The following is a 16,743-nucleotide window of genomic DNA, read 5'->3' on the forward strand; positions in this document are numbered from 1 at the left end:
CAACAGATAATTTGCATCATTAATAGATATAATACAATAAAAATTAATTGAAGTAATGGTTATTAATATGCTAAAAGTATAAAAACACATTATGCATGCATATAAAAAATGCAGATACAGCATGAATAAGCACATTATTGTATTTATATCATAAAAATAACATACATAGCCATGTAGCTTACACACAGTAGTTCTAGAATATTTGTATAATGTAAAAGAAGTCAAAAAAAAAAAAGCCTCGGAAAATTTCCCGAGGCTACTATAACGCTTTACTACAAATAGTTACTCTACCGTAACTGATTTTGCTAAATTACGTGGTTGATCAACATTACATCCGCGCATCACTGCAATATGATACGATAAAAGTTGTAATGGAATTGTTGTTATCAGCGGAGATAACGCATCAGATGTTTCTGGAATTTCGATAATATAATCAGCTAGCTCCCTAACTTGAGTGTCACCTTTAGTTACAACAGCAATAATTTTACCGCTTCTCGATTTAATTTCCTGGATGTTACTTACGATTTTATCATAGTGACCTTGTTTTGGCGCAATAATAATCACGGGCATATGCTCGTCAATTAATGCAATAGGACCGTGCTTCATTTCAGCAGCAGGATAGCCTTCGGCATGAATATAAGATATCTCTTTTAACTTCAACGCTCCCTCTAATGCTACAGGAAAATTATATCCTCTTCCTAAATACAAACAATTAGGTGCATCTTTAAACACCGCAGCAATTTCTTTTGCTTTATCATTAGTTGTTAACGCTTCTTTTACTTTTTCAGGAATTATTTCTAATTCATTTAGATAAGCATGAAAAGCAGAATTTGAAAGTGTTCCTTTAGCTTTAGCCAAACGCAAAGCAATCATGGTCAAAACAGTAATTTGAGTCGTAAATGCTTTAGTAGATGCAACCCCTATTTCTGGACCAGCATGTGTGTAAGCACCTGCATGAGTTTCTCTAGAAATGGAAGAACCTACTACGTTACAAACTCCAAAAACGAAAGCTCCATTTTCTTTTGCCAATTTTATGGCAGCCATAGTATCTGCTGTTTCACCTGATTGTGATATAGCAATAACTACGTCTTTTCTATTTATAATTGGATTTCTATATCTAAATTCAGAAGCATACTCTACTTCTACTGGAATTCTTGCAAATTCTTCAAAAATATATTCAGCTACTAAACCGGCGTGCCATGAAGTTCCGCAGGCAACGATGATAATCCTCTCGGCATTTAAGAATTTTTCTAAATTATCTTCAACACCTGCCATTTGGATTAAACCTTCATTCGCATGAAGCCTACCACGGTAAGTATCTTTGATTACATTAGGTTGCTCATATATTTCTTTCAACATAAAGTGATCATAACCTCCCTTTTCAATTTGCTCCAAGTTCATTTGAAGTTCTTGAATAGTAGGATTAACTAAAGAGTCATCTTTAATTTTACGCACTTTCATTGGTTTGTGCAATCTAATATTAGCTATTTCACCATCTTCAAGGTAAACAGCATTTGAAGTATATTCTATAAAAGGAGAAGCATCTGAAGCGATGAAATATTCACCTTCACCAATTCCTATTGCTAACGGACTACCTAAACGGGCCGCCACAATCTCATTTGGATTTTTTTTATCAAAAACAGCAATTGCATAAGCTCCTACAACTTGATTTAGTGCCACCTGAACTGCTTTTCCAAGTTTTAAATTGTCTTTCTTTTGTACTTCTTCAATTAGATTAACTAATACTTCGGTATCTGTGTCAGAATGAAAAATATAACCTCTTTTGATTAGCTCTTCTTTTAAAGGAGCATAATTTTCAATTATTCCATTGTGAATAATGGCCAAATCACCTGAATTTGAAATATGAGGATGTGAGTTTACATCATTAGGAACACCATGTGTAGCCCAACGCGTATGACCTATTCCAATAGTTCCGTTAAGACTTATTTCTTTTTCAGCTCTTTCTTCAAGGTCCGTAACTTTTCCTTTTGCCTTAGCGACTTTCATACTTTCACCGTCAAAAAGCATGACGCCGGCACTATCGTACCCTCTGTATTCCAGTCTTTTTAACCCTTTAATAATGATAGGATAAGCTCCCCTATATCCTATATATCCAACGATTCCACACATAAATTTGGTTTGAATTAGTTTTTAATTTGGTTTAGTAAAATAAATCTCAAGCTTTAATCTTTTCTCAAAAGGCACGGTTGAATTTCCTCCGTATAAAATAGTGCCCAACGGATTCATAACTGATGCTCTCGGTGCTGCAGTAATAAATGCGTTTGGCGTTCTAACCTTACTAGATGCGTTTATAGCTATGTCTTCAGTAACTACTAAACCTAATTTAACGTTAGTCGAATCTTTGTTGTTTATAAGATTTCGTATCTGATTCGTAATTCTAATTTTATAAGTAGCACCTTTTTTTGTAGTAGCATCTTGTTTTAAAAGACCATCAAATAAAACTTTAGACTTTTTAGGAAATGCACTATTTACCGTTGGATCTATTACAAAATCAACAACTGGTCGGTTATTCGTATAATCAAATAAATAAACGCGTTGTGGCTCATAACTATTTGCCATAGCGCTAGCGTCTATATGAAAAACAAGATTAGCTTCATTGACTAAAAGTTTCTTTTTATCAGCAGGATTTCTTAAGTCATCTAACTCATCTGAAACGCCATTAGGACCCACTGTAAGATTTCCATTTACATCGTAACCTTTAACATCTGCTTTATCAAAAAGATCTAATACTGCTACTGAACCTTCACCACCTTTTAGAAATAATTTATCATCACCTTGAGCTGTGTTTCCAGTAAAAGGCAAAGCATTATACACCATACCACTTGCACTAAAATCATTTTTCAACAAACTAACAGAATTACCTCCTAGTTCAAGAACTATTGTTCTCTTTTCACGTGTTGGTGTTCCACCAGCAACTGCAGCGGCAACATCTTCTTTATAAGTAATAGTAATTTTACCTGCTTTAAAATTAAGCATAGCCAAATTTCCTGGACTGCTTCCCGATTTTTCCATTTTAAAGTATAAACCTCTAAAATAATTTCTGAAAACATCATTCGAAGCTAATTTCCCAGCATTAACGGCGTCAAGAATTCTAGTTTTGAAGTATTCTTTGTTAAGATTTAACTTCATTCCTGGCACTTCGTACTTTGTAGTTTTAGCAGCCGTGATCGAGTCAGTAGTTACAACAACATGCTCAGCAGCATCAAAGTAAAACTCGTCATTTTGAGACGCGCTAGGACTATCGTTCAAACGAGTTGGAAGTTTCAAATTATCGAAATCTGCATTTTGATCTGTAAAATATTTTTGCTGACTCTGGAATTGAGTCGAAGGATCAGCATCTCGCATAAAATAGCCCGATTCATACACACTCAACTTCATTTTAGCTGATTCTGGACCATAAATAGAATCCAATACGTACACATGGCTACCGTCAGTATTTGTTTTAGTTTTTAAATCATCAACGTAATAAGGAATTGTCAAAACAACGCTTTCTATAAAAGGTCTCTCTCCTACAGCACTTACAAAAGTGGGTAAAATTACTTGTGTATTAAAATTAGCCGTTGTTTCACCAAAATTAGGATTGTTGTAAATTCCCAACGGATTAACCTCAAGATTATTAGATTGTATTGGACCGGTTTTTTGATTGTAACCTGAAACATTAAAAGATACTTTGTTAAGGTCAAAGTTATTTCCACCTATTAAATCACCGCCTATTTCATTGTAATCTTTATCACATGAGTATAAAAAAATAACAGTTACTACTATCAGGATTTTCTTAAAAAAAGAATTATTGTACATATTTATGAAAAAAGTTTAATTTAAAGAACTTCGTTTTTATAGAAATTAGTGTACGCTTCCGCGAATGCGTCTTTCGAGGCGAAAGGTAAAAAAGGTTTTCCTGAAGATTCTATAAATTTTGTTAAACTTGAAGAGAGGTTATCTGAAGCTACAATCACTGCATCAGAATGATTTATAGTGGCTTTAATGATACTTTCGTAGTTTGGAATCTCTAAATCAGCAATGGCATCAGCAGGAACTCCATCAAATTTAACCTTATTGATCATTCCTTTATTCAAAGTGCCATCAAAAGACTGTGCATAAACAGAAGTAACTATCTTAGTTTCAGAAAATAAAGCTTCGTTTTTGTAAAAATGCTTCATGTAAACAGGCAACATCGCCGCCATCCATCCATGAACATGAATAATATCAGGAACCCAGTTTAATTTTTTTACCGTTTCTACAACCCCTTTTGCAAAGAAAATAGCACGTTCGTCGTTGTCTGGAAACATCACGCCTTCTTCATCAGTAAACGTAGCTTTCCTTTTGAAATACTCATCATTATCAATAAAATAAACCTGAATTCTCTCTTTAGGAATAGAAGCAACTTTAATTATCAGTGGCATATCTAAGTCATTTACAACCAAATTCATTCCCGAAAGTCTAATTACTTCGTGCAATTGGTGTCTTCTCTCGTTAATATTTCCGTACCTCGGCATAAAGATTCGTATCTGTCCGCCTTGGTCATTTATCATTTTAGGAACGTCATAAGACATTAAAGAGACCTCGTTTTCAGCGAGATAAGGAACTACCTCAGATGATACATATAATATCCTCTTATCTTTCATATTGTAATTTACTTAATTTATTGGCAATAAAAACCATGCAAAATTACAAAAATTTATGCAGTTATTAACAAAAATAGTAAGTTTGCATTTAATTTTAATAATACTGCCATGCCAATTTTCTACGGAAAATCAACTTTAATGGACTATTTGAAATCAATAAAAACGCCTCATTCCACCATTGGATTTGTTCCAACTATGGGTGCTTTACATGAGGGTCATTTAGCTTTAATGCAAAAATCATTGATGGAAAATAAAAATACTGTTGTGAGTATTTTTGTAAATCCCACACAATTTAACAATCCTGATGACCTTGCAAAATACCCAAGGACGCTGGAGGCAGACATCAAAAAGCTCAATGCTTTAGATCCCAACATTATTTTATACGCTCCATCAGTAGAAGATATTTACGAGGGAAATGTACAATCTCAAAGCTTTGACTTTGACGGACTGGAAAATCAAATGGAAGGCAAATTCCGACCTGGCCATTTCGATGGAGTGGGTACAATTGTAAAACGTCTTTTCGAAATCGTGGAACCTACAAATGCTTACTTTGGAGAAAAAGATTTTCAACAACTGCAAATTGTAAAGAAAATGGTAGCTAAAAGCGGCTTAAAAGTCACTGTAATTGGATGCCCTATTTTTAGAGAATCGAATCATCTGGCTATGAGTTCTAGAAACGAACGTTTATCAACACAAGAAAGAGATGAAGCTGCAATTATTTATAAAACGCTAAACATTGCCAAAGAAAAATTCAAAAATGATAGTGCAAATTCAGTAGGCGAATGGGTACAAAATTCATTCAAAAAAAATTCGAACTTTTCTTTGGAGTATTTTGTAATTGCTGATGAAGCACAGCTTTTGCCTTGTGTAAGAAAAAATAAAAATAAAAAATACCGAGCATTTATTGCTGTTTTAGTCAACAATATTCGTCTGATTGATACTATTTCATTAAATTAATTTACTTTTGTAGCATGCAAATTCAAGTTTTAAAATCAAAAATTCACCGCGTTAAAGTAACCGGAGCCGATTTGAATTATATCGGGAGTATTACTATTGACGAATCTTTACTAGACGCTTCTAATATTATTGAAGGTGAAAAAGTATCTATCGTAAACATCAATAACGGGGAACGTTTTGAAACCTATGCGATAAAAGGAGAAAGAAACTCTGGTACAATTACTCTAAATGGTCCTGCCGCTAGAAAAGTTCAAAAAGACGATATTATTATTATCATTTCGTACGCAACATTGGAATTTGAAGAAGCTAAAACCTTCAAACCATGGGTTATTTTCCCAAATGAAAATGACAATTCTTTGACGTAATTTTATTTTTTTTTAAAATAACTTTTTCTTCAACCCTTGCAGACCTTAAAGTTTGGAAGGATTAAATATTTATTCCTCCCAAAAAAATGTCAAAAGTAAAAACAACTTTTTTTTGCCAAAACTGCGGCGCACAATATGCCAAATGGCAAGGTCAATGCAATTCTTGTAAAGAATGGAATACCATCGCGGAGGAAATAATTCAAAAACAAGAAAAAACAGCTTGGAAAAGCGAGCCAAATTCAACTAGCAAAGCTCCAAAACCTTTACGAATTGACGAAATAGATTCGGCTCAAGAAATCCGAATGGATACTACTGATGGGGAACTTAATCGTGTTTTAGGTGGCGGTATTGTTCCTGGATCTTTAATTCTTTTAGGTGGCGAACCTGGTATTGGAAAAAGTACACTTTTACTCCAAATTTCATTAAAACTACCTTATAAAACGCTCTATGTTTCTGGCGAAGAAAGCCAAAAACAAATAAAAATGCGAGCGGAGAGAATCACCCCTAGCAGCGACAATTGCTATATTCTAACCGAAACAAAAACTCAGAATATCTTTAAACAAATTGAAGCAATTGAACCTGAAATCGTAATCATCGATTCTATTCAGACACTTCACACTGATTATATTGAATCAACAGCGGGAAGCATTTCTCAAATTAGAGAAACAACTGCCGAATTGATCAAATTTGCTAAAGAGACAAATATTCCAGTCATACTCATAGGCCATATTACCAAAGACGGAAACATTGCAGGTCCAAAAATATTAGAACACATGGTAGATACCGTGCTGCAGTTTGAAGGCGACAGAAATCATGTTTATAGAATACTTCGTTCCTTAAAAAACCGCTTTGGATCAACAGCCGAAATAGGAATTTACGAAATGCTGGGAAGTGGATTACGCGAAGTTTCTAATCCATCTGAAATATTAATTTCGCATAAAAACGAAGAATTATCAGGTACAGCAATTGCCTCTACTTTAGAAGGCATGCGTCCGTTGATGATTGAAATTCAAGCTTTAGTAAGTACAGCAGTTTACGGAACACCACAACGGAGCACCACAGGTTACAATGCAAAGCGACTCAACATGATATTGGCAGTTTTAGAAAAAAGAGCTGGATTTAGGCTTGGCGCCAAAGATGTATTCTTGAATATTACTGGAGGAATTTCAGTAGATGATCCCGCTATCGATTTAGCTGTGGTTGCTGCTATTTTATCCTCTAATGAAGATATTGCTATTAATAAAGATTTTTGTTTTGCTGGCGAAGTAGGACTTTCGGGTGAAATACGACCAGTGAACCGCGTTGACCAACGCATTCAAGAGGCAGAAAAACTAGGGTTCTCTACCATTTTTGTATCTAAATACAATAAAATTGCTCTAAAAAACACAGGTATAAGTATTCGATTAGTTGCTAAAATCGAGGATGTTGTAGCAGAATTATTTGGGTAGAAATTAATGCTTTTTCGCGAAGTCTCTGTTTTTAAGGATGTGAAAGCCAGTCTCAGACCGCTGTGAAATTTTGCTATTAAATTCTGTAAATAAGTTATTTACACGTCACTTTAACGCTATACTTATTTATATTTTGTACTTTTAGAAGCCTAATACGTGCTTTCTTTTAAAACCTTCAATTGAGGCAACTATCTAAAAAATAAAGCGCGCTCCATTTAATCTAAAAGCTGTTTTACCAAATTAGATTAATCATTCAATATCTTATTTAGAAACGTAAAATTGTCTAATATACTTAAATCATAAAAGATGAAAAAGCAAGCTGGTATTTGGATTGACTCCACAAAAGCAATCATTGTAACATTAGATGGGAAAAATGAAAGCATCAAAGAAATTCAATCGGATTTAGAGAATCGAGTCTATCATGACAAAGAAGGCGATAAAGGAAGTTTTTTCGGAGGCCAGCATATCGATTCACAAAAAACATTTGACGAAAGAAAAAAACATCAAATAAATGCTTACATAAAAAATGTCATTTCAAACGTAAACGAAGTGGATGAACTTTATATTTTTGGTCCAGCGGAAACAAAAACGAAACTAGAAAAGAAAATCCAAGAAGAAAAATCAACTATGGCAGGTAAACTAAAATCCGTTGAAACAGCTGATAATAATATGACTTCGAATCAGATTGTGGCAAAAGTCAAAAAATTTTACAATCAATAAAAAAAAAATTCAATCAAATACTTGAAGCAGCAATTAAAACGTTGCGGCTTTTGTGTTTTTTATCATTAAAAAAGAATATTCTTTATCATTTAAGGAGCCGGATCAGGAATAATAGCCTGAACTTTATTGATTTCTGCAATTATTTCCTCCGAAAGTGACACATTAATAGTAGCTATATTTTCTTTTAGTTGTTCTAAAGTTGTCGCTCCAATAATTGTACTTGTTACAAAGGCTTGTTGCTCTAAAAATACCAACGACAATTCAGTTAACGTCAAGCCATTTTTCTTTGCAATTTCATTATACAAAATTGTGGCTTGAGTACATTGCTCACTACTGTATCTGGAATACTGAGGAAATAAAGACAATCTAGCATTAGGGTGACTTTCACCAGTTAAAAACTTCCCTGATAACACTCCAAAAGCTAACGGAGAATAAGCCAACAAACCTACATTTTCTCTCATACAAACCTCTGAAGAACCGACTTCAAAAAGTCTATTCAACAATGAATACGGATTTTGAACCGTTTTTATTCTTGGTAAATTATGGTATTTACTTTCTTCTAGAAAACGCATAATTCCCCATGGTGTTTCATTAGAAAGTCCCACATGCTTGATCTTTCCCTCTTTTACAAAGCCATCTAAAGTTTCTAAAACTTGATGAATATTGTCTTCCCATCCATCTTCTTGTACTTTAAAACCACGTTGCCCAAAGCAATTGTTTTTGCGTTCTGGCCAGTGCAATTGATAAACATCTAAGTAATCCGTTTGCAAACGCTGTAAGGAGTTATCTAAAGCATATTTTATACTTGCAGGAGAGAAATCAAGCTGATCACGCATGTAACCAAAATTAGGATTAGGTCCCGCAATTTTAGATGCTAAAACTATCTCTTCTCTTTTTCCTGTTTTTTTGAACCAAGTTCCAATGATTCTCTCCGTACTTCCATAGGTTTCCTCACGTGAGGGAATAGAATACATCTCGGCAGTATCAAAAAAATTGACTCCTTTTTCAAATGCATAATCCATTTGGGCATGACCCTCAGCTTCTGAATTTTGCTGTCCAAAAGTCATGGTACCAAGGCATATTTTACTGACTTTAACATCAGTATTAGGTAAAAAGTTATATTTCATTTTCGATGATTCTAAATTTAAGTTACAAAAGTATCTTTTATAATACTTTTCGGTTTCTAATTACAGTATTTTTAAGAAACGTTTAGGGTTATATAGAATTAAAAAAGGTTCAAAGCATATACTTTGAACCTTCTTTATTTGTTACGTTTACAACAATTAATTAATATCGTTTAACATTTTTGAAATCTCGTCCAGCCTCGGTGTAAGGATAATTTCAATTCTTCGGTTTTTAGCTTTCCCATCAGCAGTAGCATTGCTCACTAATGGAGAATACTCACTTCGACCAGCTGCAGTGAGATTTTGCTTGTTTATATATTTATTTTCGCTCAAAATAGCCACAATTGCTGTAGCTCTTTTAGTAGATAAGTCCCAGTTATCTGCGATAGGACCTGCTGCTGTAAAAGCATCATTGTCAGTATGCCCTTCAATCAAAACAGAAATTTCTGGATTATCTCCTAGCACTTTCCCGACTTCGATTACTGCTTTTTTACCTTCAGCACCTACGGCATAACTTCCTGAATTAAAAAGTAGTTTATTCTCCATAGAAACATATACTTTTCCATTTTTTTGCTCTACTGTTAATCCTTTCCCTTCAAAACTATTTAAGGCTCTAGAAAGCGTTTCTTTAAGATTTTTCATGCTTGCTTCTTTAGCCGCAATTAAATTCTCTAGCTCTTGTAAGCGTTGTGAGTTTTTACTTAATCGCTCTTGTTCTAGCGCTAATGCTTGTGCTTTTTCATCTAATTGCGCTAGCAAATCACGATTTTTCTTCATGTTGGTTTGCAATGCATCACTGCTATTTTTTTCTAAAGCAGCGTAAGAATCTTGTAATACTTTGAATTTTTCCTGCGCTACAGCATAATCCGCTTTTACCTTATTCATTTCCACTTTAAGCTTACTTAAATCTGCTGTCAAACCATCGCGATATAATTCGAGTTGGTTTTTAGCCTTTAGCAACTCTGCATTTTCATCAGATATTGATCTATTTTCTTTTTTTAAATCTGCAAATTTATTTTCTAAGTCATTGTAAATTTTCTTAGAAACACATGAGGTAGAGAGCGCTAACGCTAACATTCCTATAGAAATTTTTTTAATCATTATCTTGTTGTTTAAATCGTTCATGTTGTTAAAAAATAATCGTAAATATCATTTTATTCCCCTAGCCCTGATAGTAGCGAAAATCCTTTTATTTTAAAAAAAATAAAAGATTGTAGCGGATAGCAGGAAATAGCTCCAAAAAAACTTACTCTATTTCGACTAATATAGGACAATGGTCTGAATGGACAGCATCAGACAGGATAACGGCTCTTTTGAGTTTATGTTTTAAGGATTCGCTAACTAAATTGTAGTCGATACGCCAACCCTTGTTATTTCCTCTTGCTCCAGCGCGATAACTCCACCATGAATACTGGTGAGGTTCACTATTAAAATGACGAAAACTATCCACAAATCCGGATTTCATGAAACCATCTAGCCAGGATCGTTCCTGTGGCAAAAAGCCTGAAACATTTTTATTTCTTACAGGATCGTGAATATCAATAGCCTCGTGGCAAATGTTGTAATCACCACAAATAATCAAGTTTGGAGTCTCTTTTTTCAGGTCGTTAATGTAGTTTTGAAAATCATCCATAAACATGAATTTATGATCTAATCGCTCAATATTTGTACCCGATGGTAAATACAAACTCATTACAGAAAAATCATCAAAATCAGCTCGAAGATTTCTACCTTCAAAATCCATGTGGTGAATTCCAGTTCCCTGAACCACCTTATTAGGTTTAATTTTAGATAGAATCGCTACACCACTATACCCTTTTTTAGTAGCTGAGTAATAATACTGATAAGGATATCCCGCCTTAGTGATATCATCTACTGGTATTTGGTCTTCGGTAGCTTTAATTTCCTGAAGACAAATAATATCTGGATTGGCATGTTGCAACCAATCGATAAAGCCCTTCGAAATGGCTGCTCTGATTCCGTTGACGTTATATGAAATAATTCTCATTTACATTTTTTTAGAGTTTCAAAAGTAATAAAAAAGAAGAAGTTTAGTGGAGAAAAATAGAGAAAATGGAGTTTTTTGCTATCTTTGTTTTTTGCTCTAAAAACAATATATAAATGGGTTTAGTTACCGCCAAAGAAGTTGCAAAAGCAATTAATGTAGATAAATACGGGGTTCTTGGAACTTTTTCCGGATGGATGCTAATGAAGTTGCTAAAAATTTCGACTTTAAACAAAGTTTATAACAGAAACAGGCATTTGAAGGATGTTGCTTTTTTGAATGGGATATTAGACGATCTACAAATAAAATTCGAAATTCCAGAAGAAGACTTAAAACGCTTACCAAAAGATGGCGCTTATATCACTATTTCAAATCACCCACTAGGAGGAATTGATGGCGTTTTGCTATTGAAATTAATGCTTGAAAGAGAACCTAATTTCAAAATCATTGCGAACTTCCTTTTACACCGAATACATCCTTTAAAAAAATACATAATGCCTGTTAACCCTTTTGAAAATCATAAGGACAGCAAATCAAGCGTTGTAGGTATTAAGGAAACTTTTCGCCATTTAAGTGACGGGAAGCCATTAGGTATTTTTCCTGCGGGAGAAGTTTCTACCTATAAAGACGGCAAATTAATGGTGGATAAGCCTTGGGAAGAAGGCGCTATAAAAGTAATTAGAAAAGCGCAAGTTCCTGTTATTCCTATTTATTTCCATGCTAAAAACAGTCGATTATTTTACTTACTTTCTAAAATAAGCGGAACTTTTAGAACCGCTAAACTTCCATCAGAAGTTTTTAGCCAGAAGAATCGCGTGATAAAAGTGCGCGTTGGAAAACCTATTCCGGTAAATGAACAAAACGAATATAAAACCCTAGAGGAATACTCTGAATTTTTAAGAAAAAAAACCTACATGTTGGCTAATCCTTTCGAAAAAGAAAGTCATTTTTTGCCAACACCAAGTTTAAAAATTCCTAAGAGTCCTAAAAAAATTGTCACTGCTGCCAATAGTGAAAAGATGCTTGCTGAAGTTGATGCTGCTAGAAATAGCAATTGCCGCCTTTTACAAAGTAAAAATTACGAAGTTTTCTTCACTGAAGCGCATCAAATTCCAAACATCCTTCATGAAATTGGACGTTTGAGAGAAATCACTTTCCGTGAAGTAGGCGAAGGAACAAATGAATCCATTGATTTAGACAAACACGATCAATATTATCACCATTTATTTTTATGGGATAGTGATACTAATAAAATTGCTGGAGCTTATAGAATGGGACTTGGGTCTAAAATTTACCCAAAATATGGTATAAACGGTTTTTACCTCAACGATCTTTTCCGTTTTGAGCCTGAATTATATGATATGATGCACAAATCGATAGAAATGGGTCGTGCTTTTATCATTAAAGAATACCAACAAAAACCAATGCCTCTTTTCTTGCTTTGGAAAGGAATTATGCACACTACATTACGTTATCCAGAGCATAAATTTCTATTGGGTGGTGTAAGTATTAGTAATCAATTTTCTGATTTCTCAAAATCGCTGATGATTGAATTCATGAAATCGAATTATTACGATCCGTATATTGCGCAATACATACATCCCAAAAAAGAGTATAAAGTTAAACTAAAAGACGCTGATAAAGATTTCATTTTTAATGAGACAGAAGCCGATTTGAATAAATTTGACAAAATTATCGATGAACTAGAACCGGGAAGTTTGCGTTTGCCAGTTTTGATCAAGAAATATATAAAGCAAAACGCAAAAGTTGTTGCTTTCAATGTCGATCCATTGTTTAATAATGCAGTTGACGGATTAATGTATATTAGAATTGCTGATATACCAGAAAGCACTATGAAACCTGTTATGGAAGAGTTTCAGAAAGAACTAGAACGAAAACTTCACGAAAAAGAAGAATAACATTGATCTAAGAAATAGAAAGCCCCGTTAACTTATTTAAGCTAACGGGGTTTTTTATGAACATTACCTCCAGATTGATTCTTTCAAAATAGAATCTATTGAATTGTTTTTGATAAAGAAAACCAATCTAACTATGTGATAAACTACGAGAAAAAAACCCAAGCCATAAGCTAATTTTTTATTGTACATAATTCCATTAAAATATTCTCGCTTAGTAATCAACTCAAATGACAATACAATAATTGTTGCGAAGCTGAAAGCAATTACAAAAGGCCCTAATAAATGGTAGCTTAAAGATTTGTAAAGATCACCATGATAAAAATAAACTAGCGATTTTGTAATCCCACAACCCGGACAAGGAAAGCCTGAAACCATTTTGAACGGACATAAAGACTGATCTGTTTCTAGATGATTATCGCTATTAAAAAACATCAAAAAAAACGGAATCATCAATGTAAGCAATGCGCCAATGATTCCGTAAATTTTACGTTTTTCCTTTGTATTAATTGTATAATTTATTGATGTCATTCTGAACTATCATTGCGGCAATCATTGGAAAGAAAAACCCTAAAACAAGCAATAAAAGCGTGTCATCTTTTTGACCTATACCTGCTTTGTGATACACCTCAGGCAATCCATCTTTTCCTGCTAAATAGAAAAAATAAATATTAACTGGATAGCAACAACCTGCAAATATGGCGATAGGCTGTGAGATAACTTCACGCTCAGAGACTGCATTTAAAACTTCAGCTACTTTAATATTCCAATAAATTAAGTACAATCCACAAGTTAAAAACCCTAAAATTAATACTAATATAGGATCTACTTTAAATACTGGAATAGGCTTTCGTGGTGTGTTCCAAGTTTCTTTTACAATTTCTGTCATTTTAGTTTGTTTAAGTTAATTAATTATTGAAATATACTATCAATTGGTTCCCATAATTCGATCTTATTATCCTCAATATCTAATATCCAACCAAATTTCCCGTATTCATAAGTCTGCATATCTCCTACAATTGTTACACCTTCATCAGATAATTTTTGTAATAATAATTCTAGATTATCTACTCTGAAGTTTTGCATAAACTGCTTTTCGCTAGCAGCAAAATAAGCAGTATCAGATGCGAAAGGCGACCACTGAGTGGAGCAATCATTCCCATTTGCATCTTTCCACCAAAAAGTAGAACCATAATCGTCAGTTTTTAATCCTAAATATTTTCCATACCAAGCTACTAATTCTTTGGGATTTTCTGATTTAAAAAAGAAACCACCAATTCCAGTCACTCGTTTTTCTGCATTTACGACATTGGCTTGACCAAAATATTTCGCCTTAATTTTATCAACTATTACTTGCGCCAATCGTTCATGGCTTTCAAAAGTCCAACCCGCAATATGAGGTGTCAAGATCACATTTTTTGCTTCCAATAAAAATTGAAAAGCTTCTGGTGTATTTTTATCATGAAATAGCGTTTCAAAAGACAACTTTTCATACTCTAAAACATCTAAACCAGCACCTAGAATTTTACCAGACTGTATTGCAGCAACTAAGTCATCTGTGACTATATTTTTTCCTCGCGAGGTATTTATAATCCAAAACGGCTTTTGAAATGCATTTATAAAGTCGGAATCAACCATTTTATTTGTTTGTTCGGTCCATGGAAGATGCAAACTCAAGACATCTGTTTTCTCTTGTAATTCTTGCAACGAGACTTGTTTTGCATTAGCATCCCCAACATTTTCTAAAATGTCATAGCAGAGCACATTAATATCAAAACCACGAAGTTTTTTAGCAAACGCTTTTCCCATGTTTCCATAGCCAATTATCCCAACTGTTCTTCCGTCTAGTTCGTAGCCACGATTACTTTCTCTATTCCAATGTCCTGCTTGTATCTCACTATGCGCTTGGCTTAATTTATTAAAAAGTGACAAAATCATACCTAACGTATGTTCAGCGACCGCATTGCGGTTCCCTTCAGGTGCAGCAATAAGAGTAATGTTTTTTGCAACCGCATAATCACAATCTATACTTTCGAGTCCTGCACCAACTCTAGCTATAAATTGTAAGTTAGTTGCTTTTTCTAAAAAAGTTTTATCAATTTTAAAGCGACTACGAATTACAACTCCTTGATAATCTTTAATTTTAGCTTCAATTTCTTCTTTCGAAGAGGAAAAGTCGCTGTGATTTATAAAACCAGCATTTTGTAACTGATCCCAAAGTATGGGGTGGTTACTATCGATATGAAGGATTTTAATGTCCATAAAATTTATATTTTTTGATGCCTCAAAATAACAAAAAAAATTACGGTTTATCATTTTAAGTAAGGAAAATTGAGTCTAAATTCATAAATTAGCGACCTAAATTTTTATTACAAATTTTATAAACGTAATAAATGAAAAATTAAAAATGAAATTAACTAAAACATTCAAAGCTTTTTTTGAAAGCGAAAAATCGGGTGGACTCCTATTACTTTCTGTAACAATTATTTCTCTTTTATTGGCTAATTCTTCTTTTCAAACGGGCTATATTGCTTTCTGGGAAACGAACATTGGCAGCCATTCCATAACACATTGGATTAACGACGGATTAATGGCGATTTTCTTTCTGCTAATTGGGTTAGAATTAGAGCGCGAAATTTACCAAGGAGAATTATCTAATTTTAAAAATGCTTCTTTACCAATTTTTGGTGCTTTAGGCGGAATGATTGTTCCTGCAGGTCTATTTCTACTTTTAAATTACGGGACTATAACGCAAAACGGCGCTGGAATACCTATGGCTACTGATATTGCTTTTGCAATTGGTATCCTATCCCTTTTGGGCAATCGCGTCCCTACTTCACTAAAAGTGTTCCTAACAGCTCTTGCAGTTATTGATGATATTGGAGCAATTATGGTAATTGCTGTATTTTATACGGATAATATTGCTTTCATAAACTTGTTAATCGCTTTTGGTATCATGGGATTCTTATTTATCTTAAACAGAAGAAAGGTTCACAATCTGATACCTTACCTGATAGGTGGTGCTGGAATGTGGTACTTTATGCTAAACTCTGGTGTTCATGCTACCATCACAGGAGTTTTGTTGGCTTTTGTAATTCCTTTTGGTGACGGTTCTAAGAAAACATCTTCTTATAAATTGCAGCATTTTTTACACAAGCCAGTCGCTTTTTTCATTCTTCCATTATTTGCCATAGCTAACACAGGAATAGCAATTGGTAATGATTGGCACGAAGGATTAAATCACCCTAACACAATCGGAATTATATTAGGTCTTGTTGTAGGAAAACCATTGGGGATTTGGCTATTCTCATTTCTAGCCGTTACTGCGGGAATATGCTCGTTGCCTAAGGATCTAAAATGGACTAATATACTTGGAGCTGGAATGCTGGGTGGAATAGGATTTACGATGTCAATTTTCATCACTTTACTTGCGTTTAAAAATGATGGAGAAGAAGTAATTACCTACTCTAAAATTGCAATTCTTATCGCATCATGTATTGCAGGGACAGTAGGTTTCTTATGGTTACAATTCAATTTAAAAAAGGGAAAAGCGAACTAAAAC

The 16,743-nt window shown here is 33.9% G+C and carries 14 protein-coding genes and 1 pseudogene; 6 read left to right on the plus strand and 9 right to left on the minus strand.

What is annotated here, in order from left to right; translation table 11 throughout:
* Positions 1–282: 282 nt before the first annotated feature.
* Genes glmS through LNP27_RS03315 form a run of 3 tightly spaced genes read right to left on the minus strand, consistent with a single transcriptional unit; the run spans position 283 to position 4,646 of the window.
* The gene (glmS, locus tag LNP27_RS03305) at positions 283–2,130 is read right to left on the minus strand and encodes a glutamine--fructose-6-phosphate transaminase (isomerizing) (protein ID WP_229943090.1); all 1,848 of its coding nucleotides are present in this window, start codon (positions 2,128–2,130) and stop codon (positions 283–285) included.
* 21 nt (positions 2,131–2,151) lie between these two features.
* The gene (bamH, locus tag LNP27_RS03310; RefSeq protein WP_229943091.1) at positions 2,152–3,819 is read right to left on the minus strand and encodes a BamH family beta-barrel-assembly machinery protein; all 1,668 of its coding nucleotides are present in this window, start codon (positions 3,817–3,819) and stop codon (positions 2,152–2,154) included.
* 20 nt (positions 3,820–3,839) lie between these two features.
* Complete coding sequence (locus LNP27_RS03315; protein ID WP_229943092.1) at positions 3,840–4,646, minus strand: glycogen/starch synthase; 807 nt, start codon at positions 4,644–4,646, stop codon at positions 3,840–3,842.
* Positions 4,647–4,754: 108 nt separating this feature from the next.
* Between LNP27_RS03315 and panC the strand changes: the two genes are divergently transcribed.
* The 4 genes from panC (at position 4,755) to LNP27_RS03335 (ending at position 8,136) form a co-directional block, all read left to right on the plus strand.
* Complete coding sequence (gene panC, locus LNP27_RS03320; protein ID WP_229943093.1) at positions 4,755–5,603, plus strand: pantoate--beta-alanine ligase; 849 nt, start codon at positions 4,755–4,757, stop codon at positions 5,601–5,603.
* Positions 5,604–5,617: 14 nt separating this feature from the next.
* Complete coding sequence (gene panD, locus LNP27_RS03325; protein WP_121363942.1) at positions 5,618–5,968, plus strand: aspartate 1-decarboxylase; 351 nt, start codon at positions 5,618–5,620, stop codon at positions 5,966–5,968.
* A gap of 86 nt (positions 5,969–6,054) precedes the next feature.
* A complete protein-coding gene (gene radA / locus LNP27_RS03330; protein ID WP_229943094.1) occupies positions 6,055–7,416 on the plus strand; it encodes a DNA repair protein RadA in 1,362 nt (453 codons plus the stop codon).
* 306 nt (positions 7,417–7,722) lie between these two features.
* Positions 7,723–8,136: a hypothetical protein gene (locus LNP27_RS03335; protein WP_229943095.1), complete on the plus strand. Its 414-nt coding sequence runs from the start codon at positions 7,723–7,725 to the stop codon at positions 8,134–8,136.
* Positions 8,137–8,225: 89 nt separating this feature from the next.
* Here LNP27_RS03335 and LNP27_RS03340 read toward each other — a convergent pair whose 3' ends face one another.
* The 3 genes from LNP27_RS03340 to LNP27_RS03350 all read right to left on the minus strand — a co-directional run bounded on the left by LNP27_RS03340 (position 8,226) and on the right by LNP27_RS03350 (position 11,268).
* A complete protein-coding gene (locus LNP27_RS03340) occupies positions 8,226–9,263 on the minus strand; it encodes an aldo/keto reductase (RefSeq protein ID WP_229943096.1) in 1,038 nt (345 codons plus the stop codon).
* A gap of 156 nt (positions 9,264–9,419) precedes the next feature.
* Positions 9,420–10,361 carry an OmpA/MotB family protein gene (locus tag LNP27_RS03345; RefSeq protein ID WP_229943097.1) on the minus strand — a complete coding sequence of 314 codons (942 nt, stop codon included), beginning with the start codon at positions 10,359–10,361 and terminating at the stop codon, positions 9,420–9,422.
* Positions 10,362–10,506: 145 nt separating this feature from the next.
* On the minus strand, positions 10,507–11,268 hold the full coding sequence (locus LNP27_RS03350; RefSeq protein WP_229943098.1) for an exodeoxyribonuclease III: 762 nt from the start codon (positions 11,266–11,268) through the stop codon (positions 10,507–10,509).
* Positions 11,269–11,381: 113 nt separating this feature from the next.
* On the opposite strand from LNP27_RS03350, the gene LNP27_RS03355 reads away from it, so the two are divergent.
* Positions 11,382–13,184: a GNAT family N-acyltransferase gene (locus LNP27_RS03355; RefSeq protein ID WP_229943099.1), complete on the plus strand. Its 1,803-nt coding sequence runs from the start codon at positions 11,382–11,384 to the stop codon at positions 13,182–13,184.
* Positions 13,185–13,247: 63 nt separating this feature from the next.
* Here LNP27_RS03355 and LNP27_RS03360 read toward each other — a convergent pair whose 3' ends face one another.
* The 3 genes and pseudogenes from LNP27_RS03360 to LNP27_RS03370 form a co-directional block, all read right to left on the minus strand.
* The gene (locus LNP27_RS03360; protein ID WP_229943100.1) at positions 13,248–13,712 is read right to left on the minus strand and encodes a DUF2752 domain-containing protein; all 465 of its coding nucleotides are present in this window, start codon (positions 13,710–13,712) and stop codon (positions 13,248–13,250) included.
* Positions 13,687–14,070 carry a DUF4234 domain-containing protein gene (locus LNP27_RS03365; RefSeq protein ID WP_229943101.1) on the minus strand — a complete coding sequence of 128 codons (384 nt, stop codon included), beginning with the start codon at positions 14,068–14,070 and terminating at the stop codon, positions 13,687–13,689. Before LNP27_RS03365 ends, LNP27_RS03360 begins: the two co-directional genes overlap by 26 nt.
* 434 nt (positions 14,071–14,504) lie before the next feature.
* A pseudogene (locus LNP27_RS03370) lies at positions 14,505–15,443 on the minus strand (2-hydroxyacid dehydrogenase); the annotation flags it as partial.
* A 145-nt stretch (positions 15,444–15,588) separates the two neighbouring features.
* Between LNP27_RS03370 and nhaA the strand changes: the two are divergent.
* Complete coding sequence (gene nhaA / locus LNP27_RS03375) at positions 15,589–16,740, plus strand: Na+/H+ antiporter NhaA (RefSeq protein ID WP_229943102.1); 1,152 nt, start codon at positions 15,589–15,591, stop codon at positions 16,738–16,740.
* The last annotated feature ends 3 nt before the right edge of the window (positions 16,741–16,743 follow it).

The sequence above is a fragment of the Flavobacterium galactosidilyticum genome, assembly GCF_020911945.1.
Taxonomy (GTDB): Bacteria; Bacteroidota; Bacteroidia; order Flavobacteriales; family Flavobacteriaceae; genus Flavobacterium; species Flavobacterium galactosidilyticum.

What these genes read in the sequence shown, in the direction of transcription:
- glmS (WP_229943090.1), bottom strand. Translation starts at nt 2,130, where the DNA reads ATGTGTGGAATCGTTGGATATATAGGATATAGGGGAGCTTATCCTATC.
- bamH (WP_229943091.1), bottom strand. Translation starts at nt 3,819, where the DNA reads ATGTACAATAATTCTTTTTTTAAGAAAATCCTGATAGTAGTAACTGTT.
- LNP27_RS03315 (WP_229943092.1), bottom strand. Translation starts at nt 4,646, where the DNA reads ATGAAAGATAAGAGGATATTATATGTATCATCTGAGGTAGTTCCTTAT.
- panC (WP_229943093.1), top strand. Translation starts at nt 4,755, where the DNA reads ATGCCAATTTTCTACGGAAAATCAACTTTAATGGACTATTTGAAATCA.
- panD (WP_121363942.1), top strand. Translation starts at nt 5,618, where the DNA reads ATGCAAATTCAAGTTTTAAAATCAAAAATTCACCGCGTTAAAGTAACC.
- radA (WP_229943094.1), top strand. Translation starts at nt 6,055, where the DNA reads ATGTCAAAAGTAAAAACAACTTTTTTTTGCCAAAACTGCGGCGCACAA.
- LNP27_RS03335 (WP_229943095.1), top strand. Translation starts at nt 7,723, where the DNA reads ATGAAAAAGCAAGCTGGTATTTGGATTGACTCCACAAAAGCAATCATT.
- LNP27_RS03340 (WP_229943096.1), bottom strand. Translation starts at nt 9,263, where the DNA reads ATGAAATATAACTTTTTACCTAATACTGATGTTAAAGTCAGTAAAATA.
- LNP27_RS03345 (WP_229943097.1), bottom strand. Translation starts at nt 10,361, where the DNA reads ATGATTAAAAAAATTTCTATAGGAATGTTAGCGTTAGCGCTCTCTACC.
- LNP27_RS03350 (WP_229943098.1), bottom strand. Translation starts at nt 11,268, where the DNA reads ATGAGAATTATTTCATATAACGTCAACGGAATCAGAGCAGCCATTTCG.
- LNP27_RS03355 (WP_229943099.1), top strand. Translation starts at nt 11,382, where the DNA reads ATGGGTTTAGTTACCGCCAAAGAAGTTGCAAAAGCAATTAATGTAGAT.
- LNP27_RS03360 (WP_229943100.1), bottom strand. Translation starts at nt 13,712, where the DNA reads ATGACATCAATAAATTATACAATTAATACAAAGGAAAAACGTAAAATT.
- LNP27_RS03365 (WP_229943101.1), bottom strand. Translation starts at nt 14,070, where the DNA reads ATGACAGAAATTGTAAAAGAAACTTGGAACACACCACGAAAGCCTATT.
- nhaA (WP_229943102.1), top strand. Translation starts at nt 15,589, where the DNA reads ATGAAATTAACTAAAACATTCAAAGCTTTTTTTGAAAGCGAAAAATCG.